Source organism: Zavarzinia sp., from assembly GCF_049306435.1.
Classification (GTDB): domain Bacteria; phylum Pseudomonadota; class Alphaproteobacteria; order Zavarziniales; family Zavarziniaceae; genus Zavarzinia.
Genome location: NZ_JBAQRT010000343.1, coordinates 16,541 through 31,236 on the forward strand (window position 1 = coordinate 16,541; position 14,696 = coordinate 31,236).

15 protein-coding genes are annotated in these 14,696 nt (G+C 65.5%); 6 read left to right on the forward strand and 9 right to left on the reverse strand.

Going from position 1 to position 14,696, the window contains the following annotated elements:
* Positions 1 to 83: 83 nt before the first annotated feature.
* Entirely contained in the window at positions 84 to 3,509 is a 3,426-nt protein-coding gene (locus WAZ62_RS19955) for an EAL domain-containing protein (RefSeq protein ID WP_422645289.1), read from the forward strand.
* Positions 3,510 to 3,515: 6 nt separating this feature from the next.
* Here WAZ62_RS19955 and WAZ62_RS19960 read toward each other — a convergent pair whose 3' ends face one another.
* The 3 genes from WAZ62_RS19960 to groES all read right to left on the reverse strand — a co-directional run bounded on the left by WAZ62_RS19960 (position 3,516) and on the right by groES (position 6,211).
* Positions 3,516 to 3,998, reverse strand: coding sequence for a hypothetical protein (locus WAZ62_RS19960; protein WP_422645290.1), 483 nt, complete (start codon positions 3,996 to 3,998; stop codon positions 3,516 to 3,518).
* Positions 3,999 to 4,205: 207 nt separating this feature from the next.
* Positions 4,206 to 5,846, reverse strand: a complete 1,641-nt coding sequence (groL, locus tag WAZ62_RS19965) for a chaperonin GroEL (protein WP_422645291.1) — start codon at positions 5,844 to 5,846, stop codon at positions 4,206 to 4,208.
* Positions 5,847 to 5,893: 47 nt separating this feature from the next.
* The gene (groES, locus tag WAZ62_RS19970; RefSeq protein ID WP_422645292.1) at positions 5,894 to 6,211 is read right to left on the reverse strand and encodes a co-chaperone GroES; all 318 of its coding nucleotides are present in this window, start codon (positions 6,209 to 6,211) and stop codon (positions 5,894 to 5,896) included.
* A gap of 314 nt (positions 6,212 to 6,525) precedes the next feature.
* Here groES and WAZ62_RS19975 point away from each other — a divergent pair, with 314 nt between their 5' ends.
* The 4 genes from WAZ62_RS19975 to WAZ62_RS19990 all read left to right on the forward strand — a co-directional run bounded on the left by WAZ62_RS19975 (position 6,526) and on the right by WAZ62_RS19990 (position 9,584).
* A complete protein-coding gene (locus WAZ62_RS19975; protein WP_422645294.1) occupies positions 6,526 to 7,341 on the forward strand; it encodes an N-acetylmuramoyl-L-alanine amidase family protein in 816 nt (271 codons plus the stop codon).
* Positions 7,341 to 7,715, forward strand: coding sequence for a DUF423 domain-containing protein (locus WAZ62_RS19980; protein WP_422645295.1), 375 nt, complete (start codon positions 7,341 to 7,343; stop codon positions 7,713 to 7,715). Before WAZ62_RS19975 ends, WAZ62_RS19980 begins: the two co-directional genes overlap by 1 nt.
* A gap of 85 nt (positions 7,716 to 7,800) precedes the next feature.
* Complete coding sequence (gene rodA / locus WAZ62_RS19985; RefSeq protein ID WP_422645296.1) at positions 7,801 to 8,946, forward strand: rod shape-determining protein RodA; 1,146 nt, start codon at positions 7,801 to 7,803, stop codon at positions 8,944 to 8,946.
* 5 nt (positions 8,947 to 8,951) lie between these two features.
* Entirely contained in the window at positions 8,952 to 9,584 is a 633-nt protein-coding gene (locus WAZ62_RS19990; RefSeq protein ID WP_422645297.1) for an exopolysaccharide biosynthesis protein, read from the forward strand.
* A 6-nt stretch (positions 9,585 to 9,590) separates the two neighbouring features.
* Here the strand turns inward: WAZ62_RS19990 and WAZ62_RS19995 are convergent, their stop codons facing one another.
* The 4 genes from WAZ62_RS19995 to WAZ62_RS20010 all read right to left on the reverse strand — a co-directional run bounded on the left by WAZ62_RS19995 (position 9,591) and on the right by WAZ62_RS20010 (position 12,404).
* Complete coding sequence (locus WAZ62_RS19995; RefSeq protein ID WP_422645298.1) at positions 9,591 to 9,968, reverse strand: hypothetical protein; 378 nt, start codon at positions 9,966 to 9,968, stop codon at positions 9,591 to 9,593.
* Positions 9,969 to 10,010: 42 nt separating this feature from the next.
* Positions 10,011 to 10,583: a hypothetical protein gene (locus WAZ62_RS20000; RefSeq protein WP_422645299.1), complete on the reverse strand. Its 573-nt coding sequence runs from the start codon at positions 10,581 to 10,583 to the stop codon at positions 10,011 to 10,013.
* A 7-nt stretch (positions 10,584 to 10,590) separates the two neighbouring features.
* Entirely contained in the window at positions 10,591 to 11,709 is a 1,119-nt protein-coding gene (locus WAZ62_RS20005) for a toxic anion resistance protein (RefSeq protein WP_422645300.1), read from the reverse strand.
* A 62-nt stretch (positions 11,710 to 11,771) separates the two neighbouring features.
* Positions 11,772 to 12,404, reverse strand: coding sequence for a hypothetical protein (locus WAZ62_RS20010; protein ID WP_422645301.1), 633 nt, complete (start codon positions 12,402 to 12,404; stop codon positions 11,772 to 11,774).
* Positions 12,405 to 12,507: 103 nt separating this feature from the next.
* Between WAZ62_RS20010 and WAZ62_RS20015 the strand changes: the two genes are divergently transcribed.
* Positions 12,508 to 12,933, forward strand: coding sequence for a PaaI family thioesterase (locus WAZ62_RS20015; RefSeq protein WP_422645302.1), 426 nt, complete (start codon positions 12,508 to 12,510; stop codon positions 12,931 to 12,933).
* Between the two features lie 4 nt (positions 12,934 to 12,937).
* Here the strand turns inward: WAZ62_RS20015 and WAZ62_RS20020 are convergent, their stop codons facing one another.
* Together WAZ62_RS20020 and WAZ62_RS20025 are read right to left on the reverse strand one after the other, a co-directional pair.
* The gene (locus WAZ62_RS20020; protein ID WP_422645303.1) at positions 12,938 to 13,126 is read right to left on the reverse strand and encodes a hypothetical protein; all 189 of its coding nucleotides are present in this window, start codon (positions 13,124 to 13,126) and stop codon (positions 12,938 to 12,940) included.
* Positions 13,127 to 13,695: 569 nt separating this feature from the next.
* Positions 13,696 to 14,355, reverse strand: a complete 660-nt coding sequence (locus WAZ62_RS20025) for a TetR/AcrR family transcriptional regulator (protein WP_422645304.1) — start codon at positions 14,353 to 14,355, stop codon at positions 13,696 to 13,698.
* Between the last annotated feature and the right edge of the window lie 341 nt (positions 14,356 to 14,696).

Consider the following 14,696-nt stretch of genomic DNA (forward strand, 5'->3'; position numbering starts at 1 on the left):
TGATTTGAAATGACACATTGTCTCGTCCTCCGCAGTTTGCGTTCACCTCCTGGCGGCTTCGTCGGGACGGAGGGTCTTGTTCCATGACCGGTATAACCGCGCACGATACGTCGCCTCCTTCGGCGCTCGCCCGCCTCGGCGGCGGACGTCGGGCGGCTGGCCAGATGGCTTGCGCGACCGGTTCGGGCGTTTTCTACCTGCTGCTGGCCCTGATCGGCGCCCGTCTGGCGCCCATGGGCAATGTGCTCATGGCCATTTCCCTCGCCAACGCCGCCATGGTCGCCATTCTGTGGCGCAGTCCCTGGTCGCGCCTCCCGGCCCCCATCGTCGGGATCGCTCTTGCCGGCCTGCTGTTTTGCCTCGTCAGCGGCGTGACGCCGCTGCCCGCCGTGGGCCTCGCCCTGTGCATCAGCATTCATGTCGGCGCAACGCTTGGCCTCTCCCGGCAGCGCCTCGCCGGAAAGCAGGGCATCGCCGGTGAATTCCGGAGCCTGCTGATCGCGGCCACGGCCGTCCCCCTGCTGACCGGACTTCCCGTCGCGGCGAGCGCCACGATACTGATGCAGGGCGACCTGCCCTTCCTGAGCATATGGTGGTTGTGGTGGCTGTCCTCCTGTGTCGGCACCATCATTTTCCTGCCCATCGGCTTTGCCTATGATCTCGCCGCCGCCCGGCGCATGGTCGAGGGCTGGCGCATCGCCGAGGTGATCGCCATTACCGTGGCCTGCACCCTCATCGCGGTATTCGTCGCGGGCCGGGCCAATGCACCGCTCGTCCTCATCGCCCTTTTCCTGATGCTGGCGTCGTTGCGCCTGTCCAGCTTCGCCATGGCGATGACGGCCGCGATCTCCAATCTGCTGGCCATCGCGACCGTGGACGGCCGGATCGAGATTCCCGTGGACTGGGGCCAGATCCTGGCGCTTCTGCCGGCCTATCTTCCGACCATGGCCCTGCTGGCGGTTCCCTATACGCTTTCGCGCCTGCTTGAAGACCATCGCGCCAGCCGCCGGTCCCTGCTGGAAAGCGAACAGCGCTTTCGCGGCGCGATGGACAATGCCGCCATCGGCATGGCCTTCGTCGCGCCCGATGGCCATATCATCGAAAGCAACCGCTCCTTCGCCGAAATGCTGGGCTACACGACGGCTGAGATGGCCGGCATCAATTTTCGCGACATCACCTATGCGGAAGATCTGAAGCACGACGAGAGCCAGCTGGAGCGGGTGCTGGAAGGCGTGATCGACAGTTACCGCATGGAGAAACGCTACCTCACGAGCGATGGCCGCGTGCTGTGGTGCAATCTCGCCGTCTCGGCCTCGCGCGATCCGGAGTCCCGGGAGGTCCGGCACCTGATCGCCCAGGTCGAGAATATCGACCAGCGCAAGAAGGCCGAAGCCGCCCTGAGCGAAAGTGAAAGCCGGTGGAGCTTCGCGCTCGAAAGCGCCCGCCATGGCGTCTGGGACCGGGATCTCGTCGCCGGCCACACCTTCTATTCGCCGATGTGGACCGCCATGCTGGGCCTGCGCCAGGAAGACTTCGGCGACGACGAGAACAAATGGCTGGAGCTGATCCATCCCGACGACCGCCGGGCCGCCCTGCAGCTCGATCAGGCCTGCATCACGGGCACCAGCGATACGTTCTCGGCCGAGTTCCGGATGCGCCATCGGGATGGCCGCTGGATCTGGATTCTCGACCGGGGCCGCGTGGTTTCCCGCGATGCCGGCGGCAGGGCCACGCGGATGATCGGCACCCATGCCGACATCACCGCCCGCAAGGAAGCCGAGGAAAGCCTGCGCGATCTTTCCGCCGCCCTGTTCGAAGAAAAGGAAAGACTGCGGGTCACCCTCTATTCGATCGGCGATGCGGTCATCTGCACGGACACGTCCGCGCTGATCACCTTCATGAATCCGGTGGCCGAACAATTGACCGGCTGGACCGCGGCCGAAGCCCTGGGCCTCCCGGTGACCGAAATCTTCCGTATCTGCGACGGGGCGACCGGGGCCGACCTGCCCAACCCGATCGAAACCTGCCTGCGCGCGCTGAAGCCCTATTACATGAAGGGCGACGCCAACATGATCAGCCGCGAGGGCCGGCGCCTGAGCATTCAGGATTCAGCCGCGCCCATCCGCAATGCCGAGGGTGAGCTTCTGGGCGCCGTGCTGGTGTTCCAGGACGTGACCAAGGCCCGCGCGCTCGAACAGGAACTGGCGCAGTCGGCGCGCCAGGATGTCCTGACCGGCCTGCCCAATCGTCTCGCCCTCGAACAGCGTCTGGGTGAAGCCAGCGCCGAGGTCCAGGCCACGCGGCGCCGCTTCGCCCTCGCCTTCATGGATCTCGACCGCTTCAAGATCCTGAACGACAGCGCCGGCCACGAGGCCGGCAATGCCCTTCTGGTCAAGGTCGCGAACTGCATCCGTCAACTCGTCGGCGAAGAGGATGTGACGGTGCGCCTCGGCGGCGACGAATTCGCCATTCTCCTCGCCGATCGCAGCATCGAGGAAGCCGAGGGCGTCGCCCGCAACATCATCTGCGCCCTCTCGGCCCTGACCTTCTCGTGGGACGGCAAGCCCTATCATGTCACCGGCAGCATCGGCCTTGCCGAGATCGCCGATGGCAGCGTCGCGGTCAGCGAGCTGATGAGCCGGGCGGATGTCGCCTGCTATGCCGCGAAATCGACCGGGCGCAACCGGGTCTGCACCTATCGCGCCGACGAAAGCGATGCCGGGCGCTACCACCGGGATATCCAGATCGCCTCGGGCATCAGGGCCGCCATCGCCGCCGACCGTTTCCGCCTCTTTGCCCAGCGCATCGAATATCTGAGCGATCACACGCCGGGCCGGCGCTATTACGAGATCCTGCTGCGGATGCAGGGTGAAAATGGCGAGTTGCTTTACCCCGGCCATTTCATTCCGGCGGCCGAGCGCTACGACCTGATGGGCGAGATCGATCGCTGGGTCATCCGCACCACCTTGCGGCGTTATGGCCCCCGCCTTGGCAGCCTCGGCGACTTCGCCCTCGCCATCAACCTGTCGGCCAATTCCCTGAACGACCCCAACCTGTGGACCTTCGTCGGCCATGAGCTGGAGCTGTGCGGCATCGAGCCCCACCGCCTGCATTTTGAAATCACGGAAACGGCGCTGATCGACAACATGGCCGCCGCCAATGATTTCGTCGCCCGCGCGAGGGCCACCGGCTGCGGCATCACGCTCGACGATTTCGGCGCCGGCCTCAGCTCCTTCTCCTATTTGCGGAAGTTCCCGGTCGACGAGTTGAAGATCGACGGCAATTTCATCAAGCAGATCACGACGAGCGCGGTCGATCGCGCCATCGTCGAATCCATCAACGACCTGGGCCACAAGTTCGGCGCCAACACGATCGCCGAATTCGTCGAGGACGAGGCGACGCTGGAGCTGCTGCGCGACATGGGCATCGACATGGCCCAGGGCTATGCCATCGCCCGCCCCGTGCCGATCGAACAGATCCTCGACGAGGCGGACGCGCGGAAGGCCTGAGCCGGATCAGGGCTTGTTGCGTTCCTGGCGGCGGCGTTCCTGTTCCTGTTCCCGCTGGCGACGCTCTTCCTGCTGCTGGGATTCCCGTTCGCGCGCCTTGCGCAGCTGTTCCATTTCGCGCTGGCGCCTCTCGACCTGCTGCTGCTGTTCGCGCTGCTGGCGCTCCAACTGCTGGCGCAATTCGATTTCGCGTTGCTGCTGCTGAAAACGCTCGCGGTCGCGTTCCTTGATCTGCTGTTCGCGTTGGCGCTGTTCGTATTCATAGCGCTGGCGTTCCTGCTCGCGGCGCTGGCGCTCCCATGCCGCGCGGCGGGCCGCGTCGTCGTTGTAGGAGCCGCCATAGCCGTAGCCGCTGGGATAGGGTTGACGATAGCTGCCGCCACCATAGCCGCCATTGCCGTAATTCCCGCCGCCATAACCGCCGCCGTCGTAACCGTCGTCATAGGCGACACAGGCCGAAAGGCCGCCGGCCATCACAGCGGCTGCCATCAGCCGCAACGAACGCCGAACCCAAGTCTGCCTGATCATTCCCGTCACTCCCGGCGGTCCACCATCATCGGGACCATCCGCCGCATCAATGCGCCGGACGCCCGCCGGGTTGCAATGATCCCGATGAATTTGAACAGGCGCCTTCCCCAAACGAAAACGGGGCCGGCTTTCGCCGACCCCGTTCCGTAACTTGCCTGGAAGGCTGGATCAGAAATCCATGCCGCCCATGCCGCCCATGTCGCCACCCGGCATCTGGGGGGCCTTCTTCTCGGGCTTGTCGGCGATCATGGCTTCCGTCGTGATCAGCAGGCCGGCAACCGAAGCGGCGTCCTGCAGAGCGGTACGGACGACCTTGGTCGGGTCGATGATGCCGGCCTTGACCATGTCGGTGAAGACGTCGTTCTGGGCGTCGTAGCCGATCTTCGGGTCCTTGTTCTCGAGCAGCTTGCCCGAGATCACGGCGCCGTCCTTGCCGGCGTTTTCGGCGATCTGGCGCACGGGGGCCAGCAGGGCGCGACGGATGATGTCGATGCCGTGCTTCTGGTCCTCGTTGCCGACCGAGATCTTGTCGAGAACGCGCGAGGCATAGAGCAGGGCCGAGCCGCCGCCCGGGACGATGCCCTCTTCCACCGCGGCGCGGGTCGCGTGAAGCGCGTCGTCGACGCGATCCTTGCGCTCCTTCACCTCGACTTCGGTCGAGCCGCCGACCTTGATCACCGCGACACCGCCGGCGAGCTTCGCCAGACGTTCCTGCAGCTTCTCGCGGTCGTAGTCCGACGAGGTCTCTTCGATCTGGGCCTTGATCTGGCCGACGCGGGCCTGGATCTGGTCCTTCTTGCCGGTGCCGTCGACGATCGTGGTGTTTTCCTTGTCGATGACGATCTTCTTGGCCTGACCGAGCATCTTGAGGTTCACGTTCTCGAGCTTGATCCCGAGGTCTTCGGAGACCACCTGGCCGCCGGTGAGGATCGCGATGTCCTCGAGCATCGCCTTGCGACGATCGCCGAAGCCCGGAGCCTTCACGGCCGCGACCTTCAGGCCGCCGCGCAGCTTGTTGACGACGAGCGTGGCCAGAGCCTCGCCTTCGACGTCTTCCGCGATGATCAGCAGCGGACGACCCGACTGCACCACCGACTCGAGGACCGGCAGCATGGCCTGGAGGCCCGACAGCTTCTTCTCGTGGAGGAGGATGTAGGGGTTGTCGAGTTCGACGGTCATCTTCTCCGCGTTGGTCACGAAGTAGGGCGACAGATAGCCGCGATCGAACTGCATGCCTTCGACGACGTCGAGTTCGGTTTCGAGACCCTTGGCCTCTTCAACCGTGATGACGCCTTCCTTGCCGACCTTTTCCATGGCCTTGGCGATCATGTCGCCGATGGCCTTCTCGCCGTTGGCGGAAATGGTGCCGACCTGGGCGATCTCGGCCGAACCGGAGATCTTCTTCGACTGCTTCTTGACGTCGGCGACGACGGCCTCGACAGCGAGGTCGATACCGCGCTTCAGGTCCATCGGGTTCATGCCGGCGGCGACGCCCTTGCAGCCTTCGCGGACGATGGCGGCGGCGAGCACGGTCGCGGTGGTGGTGCCGTCACCGGCGATATCGTTGGTCTTCGAGGCCACTTCGCGCACCATCTGGGCGCCCATGTTCTCGAAACGATCGGCGAGTTCGATTTCCTTCGCGACCGAGACACCGTCCTTGGTGATGCGCGGGGCGCCGAACGACTTCTCGATGACGACGTTACGACCCTTCGGGCCGAGGGTGACCTTCACCGCGTCGGCGAGGATCTCGACGCCGCGCAGCATGCGCGACCGGGCGTCGGTGTTGAAACGGATATCCTTGGCAGCCATTGGCTCGCTCCTTCAAATCTTCTGGCGGGTCAGACGGACGAGACCGCTCACGCGGCCTTCTTGCCCTTCTTGGCGGTGGTCTCGAGGATCCCGAGGATGTCGGATTCCTTCATGATCAGGAGATCGGCGCCATCCAGCTTGATTTCCGTGCCCGACCACTTGCCGAACAGGATGCGGTCGCCGGCCTTCACGTCGAGAGCGACGAGTTCGCCCTTCTCGTTGCGGGTGCCGGAGCCGACGGCGACGACTTCGCCTTCCTGCGGCTTTTCCTTGGCGGTGTCGGGGATGATGATCCCGCCCTTGGTCTTCTCTTCTGCTTCGATGCGCTTGACCAGGACACGGTCATGCAGGGGCCGAAAGCTCATGGGAACCTCCTCTAGGAATAGACAAAGGCCTGTTTATACCGGCCACGTTGTTAGCACTCCCAATTGGCGAGTGCCAACGGACGTTGCAGAGTTAGGCGTAGCCCCCGGCCCTGTCAAGGCGCCGGGCTCATATTTTCCGTGCGGCAACCGCACATTGGGCCACCGCGCTTCCATCGGAATCTGAGTGCCCTGTGACAAGCACTTGAATCTGAGGGAATTTTCTGGCATTGATGGCAAATGTCGGACAGGCTCGCGCCCGTGCCGGCATGATGTGTTGGGGCTTACATCCATCAGGGCTTCGGCCGAATGGTCTCATGAGCATGGATCGTCGCGACATTCTGCGCCTCGGGCTCGGCCTGCCGTTCCTTCTCTCGGGCGGCGCCGCGGAAGCCATCGCCGGTACCCTGGGCGAGCGGATGCCCGTGCCCACGCGAAAGCCGGCGCCGCCGCGCGCCCTGCCCGTGATCATGATCGACCCTGGTCACGGCGGTCACGACCCCGGCGCCATCGGGCCGAGCGGCGTCTTCGAGAAGGACATCACCCTCGACCTCGCCAAGCGGATCGCCGCCCGGATCGAGGCCGGCGGCCGCTGCAAGGCGGTGCTGACCCGCACGCGGGACGTCTTCGTCCCCCTGCAGGAGCGCGCGGCCAAGGCCCAGACGGCCAAGGCCGATTTCTTCGTCTCGATCCATGCCGATTCGGCGCCGAACCCGGATGCCCGCGGCCTGTCGGCCTATACCCTGTCGGAAAAGGCTTCCGACGGCCTCGCCGCCGCCATCGCCGACCGCGAGAATGCCGCCGATCTGTTGCATGGCTTCGACATCGGCGTGTCGGACCCGCAGGTCGCCGCCATCCTGTTCGACCTGTCGCGGCGCCATTCCCTGAACACCGCCCTCGCCCGCAAGGCCCATATCGTCAAGACCGCGGGCGCCAAGCTGCGCCTCCTCGACAATCCCCGGCGCTCGGCCAATTTCGCCGTGCTGAAGGTGCCGGATGTGCCGGCCGTGCTGATCGAGACCGGCTTCCTGTCCAATACCAACGACGAGTTGCTGCTGACCTCGGTCAAGAGCCGGTCGAGGATCGCCACCGTTCTGGCCGAGGCCTTCACCGGCGCGGTCACGGTCGGCTGATGTCGCCGCTGTTTCGCCTCGCCATCATCATCGCCGCGCTCGACGGGCTGCTGGGCGTGGGGCTCGGCGCCTTCGCCGCCCATGGCCTGAAGGCGACGGCGACGCCCGACCAGCTCGCCCTCGTCCAGACCGCCAGCCTCTACCAGATGATCCACGCCGCGGCGACCCTGGGCGCCCTGTGGCTGGTGGAGCGGGGCATCGTCTCGGTTGCCGCGCCCCTCGCCCTTGCCGTCGGCGCCCTCGTCTTTGGCGGCGCCCTCTATGCCATCGCCCTCGCGGAGCTTCGCCTTGGCATGGTCGCCCCCATCGGCGGCACCATGATGCTGATCGGCTGGGGCTGGCTGCTGGTCAGCGCCGCGATCCACCGTCGCTGATCTTCCCGCCGCTTGGCTTTGCGCTGCCAGCCGTTTCGGTCTAGAACGGGGCAAGCCAGACAAACCGGAACATCGGACCCGCGCCTTGAGCGTCTATTCCAGCCGTGAAGGCGACCGCATCCCCCTGGGGTCGCGTCTTCTCTCGATCAACTGGGGCCTCGTGCTTCTCGTCATCGCCATCGCGGCGATCGGCGTCGCCATGCTCTATTCCAGCGCGGGCGGCAAATGGGATCCCTGGGCTGGGCGGCAGCTGGTGCGCTTCATCATTGGCCTTGGGGTCATGGTCGTCGTCGCCCTGATCGATATCTCCGTCTATGCCCGCTACGCCTATTTCCTTTATGGCGTCACGCTGGCCGGGCTGGTCGGGGTCGAGGTCATGGGTTCGATCGGCATGGGCGCGCAGCGCTGGATCGACCTTGGATTCTTCCAGATCCAGCCGTCCGAAATCATGAAGCTGGCCCTCGTGCTCGCCCTCGCGCGCTATTTTCATGGCGTGATGCCGGAACAGATCGGCCGGCCGAGCGTGCTGATCGTGCCGCTGCTGATGGTGCTGGCGCCGGTCGCCCTCGTGCTGAAGCAACCGAACCTCGGCACGGCGACCCTGCTGCTCGCCGGCTCGGGCGCCATCTTCTTCCTGGCCGGGGTGAGGCTGTGGAAATTCGGCATCGTCATCGCCGCCGGCCTCGGCGCCCTGCCCATCGTCTGGGAATTCATGCATGACTATCAGCGCCGCCGGGTGCTGACCTTCCTGAACCCCGAAGCCGACCCGCTGGGCGCCGGCTACAACATCCTGCAGTCGATGATCGCGCTCGGCTCGGGCGGGGTCTTCGGCAAGGGTTATCTGCTCGGCACCCAGAGCCAGCTGCGCTTCGTGCCGGAAGTCCATACCGACTTCATCTTTCCCCAGCTGGCCGAGGAATTCGGCATGATCGGGGGCTTGCTGCTGATCCTTCTCTACATCTGCGTCTTCGGCTACGCGCTGGCGATCGGCCTTGGCTCGCGCCACCAGTTCGGCCGGCTGGTCGCGCTCGGTATCGGCACGCAGTTGTTCCTCTATGTCTTCATCAACCTGTCGATGGTGATGGGCCTCATCCCGGTGGTCGGCATTCCGCTGCCCCTCGTCTCCTACGGCGGATCGGCGACCATGACGCTGATGATCGGCGTCGGCCTGATCCTGTCCGTGTCCGTGCACCGCGAGCGACGAATGCCACGCCGTCTCGACCACAGTTGAATGTGATGAAGAAACACCGTTCCAGCGTATTTCGCGAGCCGACCGCGGCCGAGACCCTGGTGGTCATGGCCTTTGGCTGGTCGGAAGAGCGGATTTCCATCGGCGCCATCGTCGACATGCTGGCGGAACGCGGCTTCGGCCTCCTGATCCTGCTGCTGGCGCTGCCGACCTGCCTGCCGATCGCGCCGCCCGGCCTGTCGGCCATCGCCGGCTTTCCGATCGCCGTCATCGCCCTGCAGATGGTCGGCGGCCTGCCCCGGCCCTGGCTACCGAAGCGCATCCTGGCCCGGACCATCGCGACGGAAGACCTGCGCAAGGTCGTGCGCGGCGGCCTGCCGGTGATCGGGCGGATGGAGAAAGTGCTGAAGCCCCGGCTGCCCCTGCTCACGGGGCCGATGGCCGAGCGGATGGTGGGCATCCTGATCGCCCTGCTCGGCCTGATGCTGGCGAGCCCCATCCCCTTCACCAATATCCCGATTTCCTTCGCCATCCTGTTCCTGGCCCTCGGCCTCATCGAACAGGACGGTTTGATGACCTCGATCGGGATCATCGGCGGCATCGCCGCCCTCGGCTTCCTCGCCTATATGAGCGTGCTGTCGTGGGACGCGCTCAGCGGCTGGCTGGGCGGCGCCATCTGAGAAGCCTCAGGGCTTGCGGGTCCATTCCTCGGTGCCGGCGGTCTTGGCGCCGATCGGCGCCCAGCGGCCCTTCAGCCCGCCATCGGGCATCATGATATAGACGGCGACCGCCGCTTCCCTGGTCGCCGGATCCTGCCAGGTCACCGCCAGCGTATCGCCGAGGCGAAGCCCGACGCCATCGACCTTCTGGCCCTGAGCATCCCAGGCCAGATGATAGACATCGCCTTCCAGCGTCACCGCGACATCGGCGGCATAGGTGCCCTGTTCGCCGCCGTTCTGGCCGGTGACGAGATAATTGCCGGTCAGGTCCAGTCCCGCCTGGGCGAAGGCCGGCGCGGCAAGGGCGACAGCCAGGCCGGCACCAAGGGCAAACCTGCGGATCATGAACTTCATTCCTGGACTCTCCCTCATATCCTCGCGCGGCGGTCAGGCGCCGCGTTCTGCTTCAAGGCTGCGCTCCAGCACCGCCAGTTCCGTTTCCAGCCGGGCGAGCTCCACCGCCTTGGCCGATTCGGCCCTGGCGGTGAAAGCCCCCGTCACCTCGTCCAGCATGGCGCCGATTCTGGCAAGACTGGGGTGGTCCGCGCCCCGCAGCTGATAAAGCCGCTGCCCATGCTCACCCAGCCGCCGGCCAAGGCCGAGGTAGAAGGTGAGCAAGCGGCGCTGGTCCATGGCATTCTCGGGATGTTCCTGCACCCGGTAGACGACGGGCAGCGCCACATCCTCCAGCCGGCGCAGACGCGCGGCGAGAGCGGGCGGCGCCACCCCGGCGAGATGGTTGATGGCGTCGAGATGACCGTCGGCGACGGTCAATATGTCGACGGCCGCGCTGCCCGTTGGCGCGCCCGGCGCCAGGGCCCGGAAGATCAGCTGCACGGCGCCATAGGCGGCGAGCCCCGCCCCGATCGACAGGGACGGCGCGTCGCCAAGCCCCAGGTAGAAGATCAGGAAGGCGATACCGCCGCCAAGGCCCGACAGGACATGCCGGATCAGATCCATGCCGCCCTCAGCCGCGGATCAGCCGGGCCTTCAGCTCGGATTCGATCTTCAGGAGTTCGCCCTCCGCCTGCTGGCGCCGGCCGCGGCCTTCGGCCTGGATCTTCATCACTTCGTCGATGGTCGAGATCAGATCGCGGTTCACGGTTTGCAGGGTTTCGATGTCGACGATGCCGCGTTCCGCCTCGCGGGCGACGCCGATGGTGCCCTGCTTCAGCATCTCGGCATTCTTGCGCAGGAGGTCGTTCGTCGTGTTGGTGACTTCCCGCTGCAATTCCAGCGCCCCTTGCGAGCGGGCGATCGAGATGGCGATGACCATCTGGTTCTTCCAGATCGGGATCGTGTTCAGGATCGAGGACTGGATCTTCTCGACCAAAACCGTGTCGTTGCCCTGGATCAGGCGGATCTGCGGCATGGTCTGCAAGGTGACGGTCTTGGACAGGCGCAGGTCCTGCAGCTTCTTCTCGAAGCGGTCGAAGGCCTGGCGGGCATCCGCCAGCTTCTGGGCGTTCACCTGGGCGAGGCCGGGATCGGGATCATGGGCGGCGGCTTCCAGCGCCGGCAGCACATTCGTCCGCATGTCGGCCAGCAATTCCTCGCCGGCGCGGATATGCAGGTTGAGCGCCCGGAAATTCTCGAGGTTCCGCTCGAACAGCATGTCGAGCATCACGACATCGCGCAGCAACTGGTCCTTCGCCTCCTCGAGCTTCAGGACGATACGATCGATCTGGCTCGCCACCTTCTCGTAGCGGCCGAGGAATTTTCCGACCTCATGGGTCGCGCTGCCGAACAGCCGGCCGATGAAGCCCGGCGATTTGTTCAGGCTTTCCGCGTCCAGGCCGCGCACCTTCATCAGAAGATCGGACAGGGTTTCCCCCACCACCCCCGAATCCTTGGCCGCGACGGTCTTCAGGATGCCATCGGCGAATTCGGCGATGCCGGTCTGGACCTTGGTGCCGAACTGCAGGACGGCGGCACTGTCGGTGATATCGATCCCCTGCTTGATCCCGGTCACGAGCGCGGCATCCGCGGGCTCCAGCGCGACCGAGGGCGACGGGCTGCGCGACAGCTCGGTCTGCGCCAGCTCGATGTTCTTCGACGGCTGCGGCACCACGGGGGAGTTGGACATTCACGCATCTCCGGCAATAGGCGATGGCCGCACTATAGCGGGCCGGCCCGGCCGAAGCGAGGTCAGGCCGCCTGAACGCCCGAAGGCGGCGCGACCGGGTGGCCATCGGCATGGGCAAGGCCCGCCTTCACCAGCAGGTCGAGATGGCGGACGAAATGGCGGGCGGCGGTCGGCCGGTGCCAGCCTTCCAGCCAGTTCTGTTCGAGAAAGGCGAGAATGCCCGGCTGGCCCAGTTCCACTTCCCACAGGATGCCGAGGAGGGAGGCCTGGGTCTCCTCCTCCTCCCGCGTCGCGAAATCGGTGCAGAGAGCGGCATTCGCCTCCTCGACCCGGCCCGACTCGGGTCCGGCGCCGAGGCCGAAATCCAGAAGCCCGCGCCGCTCGGGCGGGGAGACCAGATAATGCGTGACCTCGTGGACGATCACGCTGGCTTCCGAGCGGGTGCGGAGGAAGCGGCCGTCCCAGGAAAAGGCCTGCTGCGGCGCCTCGTCCAGGGTCTCGAGGCCAAAGGCATGGGCAAGACGCACCGCCTGGTCGCGGTACTCGGCGGTATCGACGCCGAGGGGGATCAGCGCCGCGCTGTCCATGACGAAGGCGAAGGCGGCCCGCGCCCAGGGCGCCTCGGCTTCGAGATGGGCGTCGAAGGCGGCGCGGAGGGCCGGAAGATCGGCGATATCGACACGCGACAGGATCATGACCCGTGCTTTATGCCGAAGCGCCATGCCAAGGCAAGACTGGCGGCGCCCTGCCCGCCCGCCTATTTTGTCGCAGCAACGATCATAAGCGATGGGGGAAACCATGTCCTTGCCGGCACAGGCGGCCATGAACGCGGATGAAGTCCAGGGGTTTCTGGAACAGGTGTTCGAACAGGCGATGCACATCAGGGTCGAGGAAACCGCGCCCGGCTTCTCGCGCTGCCGGCTGCCCTTCGACACAAGGCATCTGCGCCCGGGCGGCACGATTTCCGGCCCCAGCATGTTCCAGCTCGCCGATTGCGGCCTCTATGCCATGGTGCTGGGCACCCTCGGCCCGGTCGCCCTCGCGGTGACGACCAACCTGAACATCAATTTCCTGCGCAAGCCCGGCCCCCGCGACATGATCGCCGAAAGCCGCGCGCTGAAGTTCGGCAGCCGCCTCGTCATCGGGGAAGTCTCGCTTTACTCGGAAGGCGACCCGGAACTGGTCGCCCACGCGACCGGCACCTATTCGATTCCGCCGCGCTGACGGTTCAGCGAAAGACGCGAAAGGCCAGCCAGGCGACGACGAGCACACCGCCGATCACCAGCAAACCATGGGTTGTCTGGGCCTGATCGATGAGGTCATCGAAGGAATTGCGGATCTCGACGGGCGGCAGGTCCGACCGGGTGATCAGCCAGTCGTAGAGGGCGGCCCAGACATAATTGGCGATTCCGGCCATGACTGCCTTCCGACTGTGGCGAATGTGCCTGCGCAGGGTAAAGCCAAACGGTGCCCCGCGCCAGCGTCGTGGCCAGCCTCCCGCCAGATTGGACAAGCTCCGGGCCCGCCACCAAAAGTCCTTGATTCCCCTGCGTCAATCGTGCTCATACCAAGGTCGTATGGCAGCATAATAAGAATCGCCTTCTTATGTTGCCACGCCGATAAGTGAAGCGATCTCTCCTCCGCTTGCTTGATCGGAACGGCCGCAGCGCAACGTCGGGTTGCCATCAGGGGCTTCGGCCCCCGGTTGCAGCTTTCGACGCGGCCCATACTTAAAGCCCGCCGTTCACTCTGGCCCTCGAACGGCGGGCATTTTTTTGCGCATTTCCAGCATGGCCCGATCCAAAAATAATGGCGTCGACTGAACAATCGACGCCATCAAGTCGGCCCGTCGAAATTCGCGGGCTGCGTGCATAAGGGCTCACACGCCCGGGTTTGATAGCGCGCCCGCCGAACCTTGTCATTCGTCAAAGTTTGCACTTTGGGACCATTCGGCCTGCAAACGGCCGCAATCCCGACCGCGCCGGTTCATTCCCGGCTGTCGGGCTCCGCCGGCAGAAGTCGCCCCAGCAGGGTCTGCATCATGCCGAGGTCCAGCCCCCCGCCCAGCAGGATGTCGCGCAAGGGCGGCAGGGCGAAATTGATGGCGGACATCCCCACCATGGCGGCGATGAACACGGAAGCCGGCACATTGGCGAGCACGCCAAAGCGATGGGCCGCGTCGATGTGCCGGGCCAGACCGGCGACCGTATCGTCGAGATAGTGGCGCGCCACCCAGTCGAGACGTTCTCCCCCCGCCGCGGATTCGCCGAACACGATCTGGATATGCTCGGGATGGGTGATGCAGAACGAGGCGTAATCGAAGATCAGCTGGCCGACATTGGCGCTGGCTTCCGCCGGTGTCGTCGCCAGCGGAATATCCGCCGCCTTCGGCATGGCATCGAACAGCGCCGCGACCGCCGCCTGCCACAGATCCATCTTGGTCGAGAAATGATAGCCGAGGTGGCCAAGCTCGATCCCGGTCCGCCCCGCGATCATGCGCAAGGATGCCCCGGCATAGCCCTTGGCGGCGAATTCCTTGATCGCTGAATCGATGATCGCGCTTCGCAGCGCCTGCGTCCGCTCCGTCCGACCGGTCATCGGCCGGGGCGGCTTGGCCGGGACCGGCGTTTCGGCTTTCTTGCTCATGATCGGCGGCTTGCCCCTTGGACGGTAACAGGTCGGGTTGCCGGTCGCGCCAGCACCAACGCATGTATCATGTTCTGTCACGCTAGGCGAAGACCGCGATACCTTCCGGGAAACTTGACGGCCGACCTAGTCTCGCGTCATTTCAGGGCGGCGATCAGGGAGGAACAAGGCGATGACCGGGCTGGGCCATGGCGGCGGCGGCGCAGGCGGCGGGGACAGGGCCCGTTGATCGAGGCCCTTGCCTATCTGTCCGGCCTCGTCGGGCTGGTGCTCGTCCCCGTGATCGCCACGCGCATCCTGCTGGCGGGCGTGCCGGTGCCGCGCGCCTTGCGGCCGGATGG

Coding starts and splice junctions, on each gene's coding strand:
- WAZ62_RS19980 (WP_422645295.1), top strand. CDS start 7,341: ATGTCGCCGCTGTTTCGCCTCGCCATCATCATCGCCGCGCTCGACGGG.
- WAZ62_RS19995 (WP_422645298.1), bottom strand. CDS start 9,968: ATGATCCGCAGGTTTGCCCTTGGTGCCGGCCTGGCTGTCGCCCTTGCC.
- WAZ62_RS19960 (WP_422645290.1), bottom strand. CDS start 3,998: ATGGCAGCCGCTGTGATGGCCGGCGGCCTTTCGGCCTGTGTCGCCTAT.
- WAZ62_RS19975 (WP_422645294.1), top strand. CDS start 6,526: ATGAGCATGGATCGTCGCGACATTCTGCGCCTCGGGCTCGGCCTGCCG.
- WAZ62_RS20005 (WP_422645300.1), bottom strand. CDS start 11,709: ATGTCCAACTCCCCCGTGGTGCCGCAGCCGTCGAAGAACATCGAGCTG.
- WAZ62_RS19990 (WP_422645297.1), top strand. CDS start 8,952: ATGAAGAAACACCGTTCCAGCGTATTTCGCGAGCCGACCGCGGCCGAG.
- WAZ62_RS20025 (WP_422645304.1), bottom strand. CDS start 14,355: ATGAGCAAGAAAGCCGAAACGCCGGTCCCGGCCAAGCCGCCCCGGCCG.
- WAZ62_RS20015 (WP_422645302.1), top strand. CDS start 12,508: ATGTCCTTGCCGGCACAGGCGGCCATGAACGCGGATGAAGTCCAGGGG.
- WAZ62_RS20000 (WP_422645299.1), bottom strand. CDS start 10,583: ATGGATCTGATCCGGCATGTCCTGTCGGGCCTTGGCGGCGGTATCGCC.
- groL (WP_422645291.1), bottom strand. CDS start 5,846: ATGGCTGCCAAGGATATCCGTTTCAACACCGACGCCCGGTCGCGCATG.
- WAZ62_RS19955 (WP_422645289.1), top strand. CDS start 84: ATGACCGGTATAACCGCGCACGATACGTCGCCTCCTTCGGCGCTCGCC.
- groES (WP_422645292.1), bottom strand. CDS start 6,211: ATGAGCTTTCGGCCCCTGCATGACCGTGTCCTGGTCAAGCGCATCGAA.
- WAZ62_RS20020 (WP_422645303.1), bottom strand. CDS start 13,126: ATGGCCGGAATCGCCAATTATGTCTGGGCCGCCCTCTACGACTGGCTG.
- WAZ62_RS20010 (WP_422645301.1), bottom strand. CDS start 12,404: ATGATCCTGTCGCGTGTCGATATCGCCGATCTTCCGGCCCTCCGCGCC.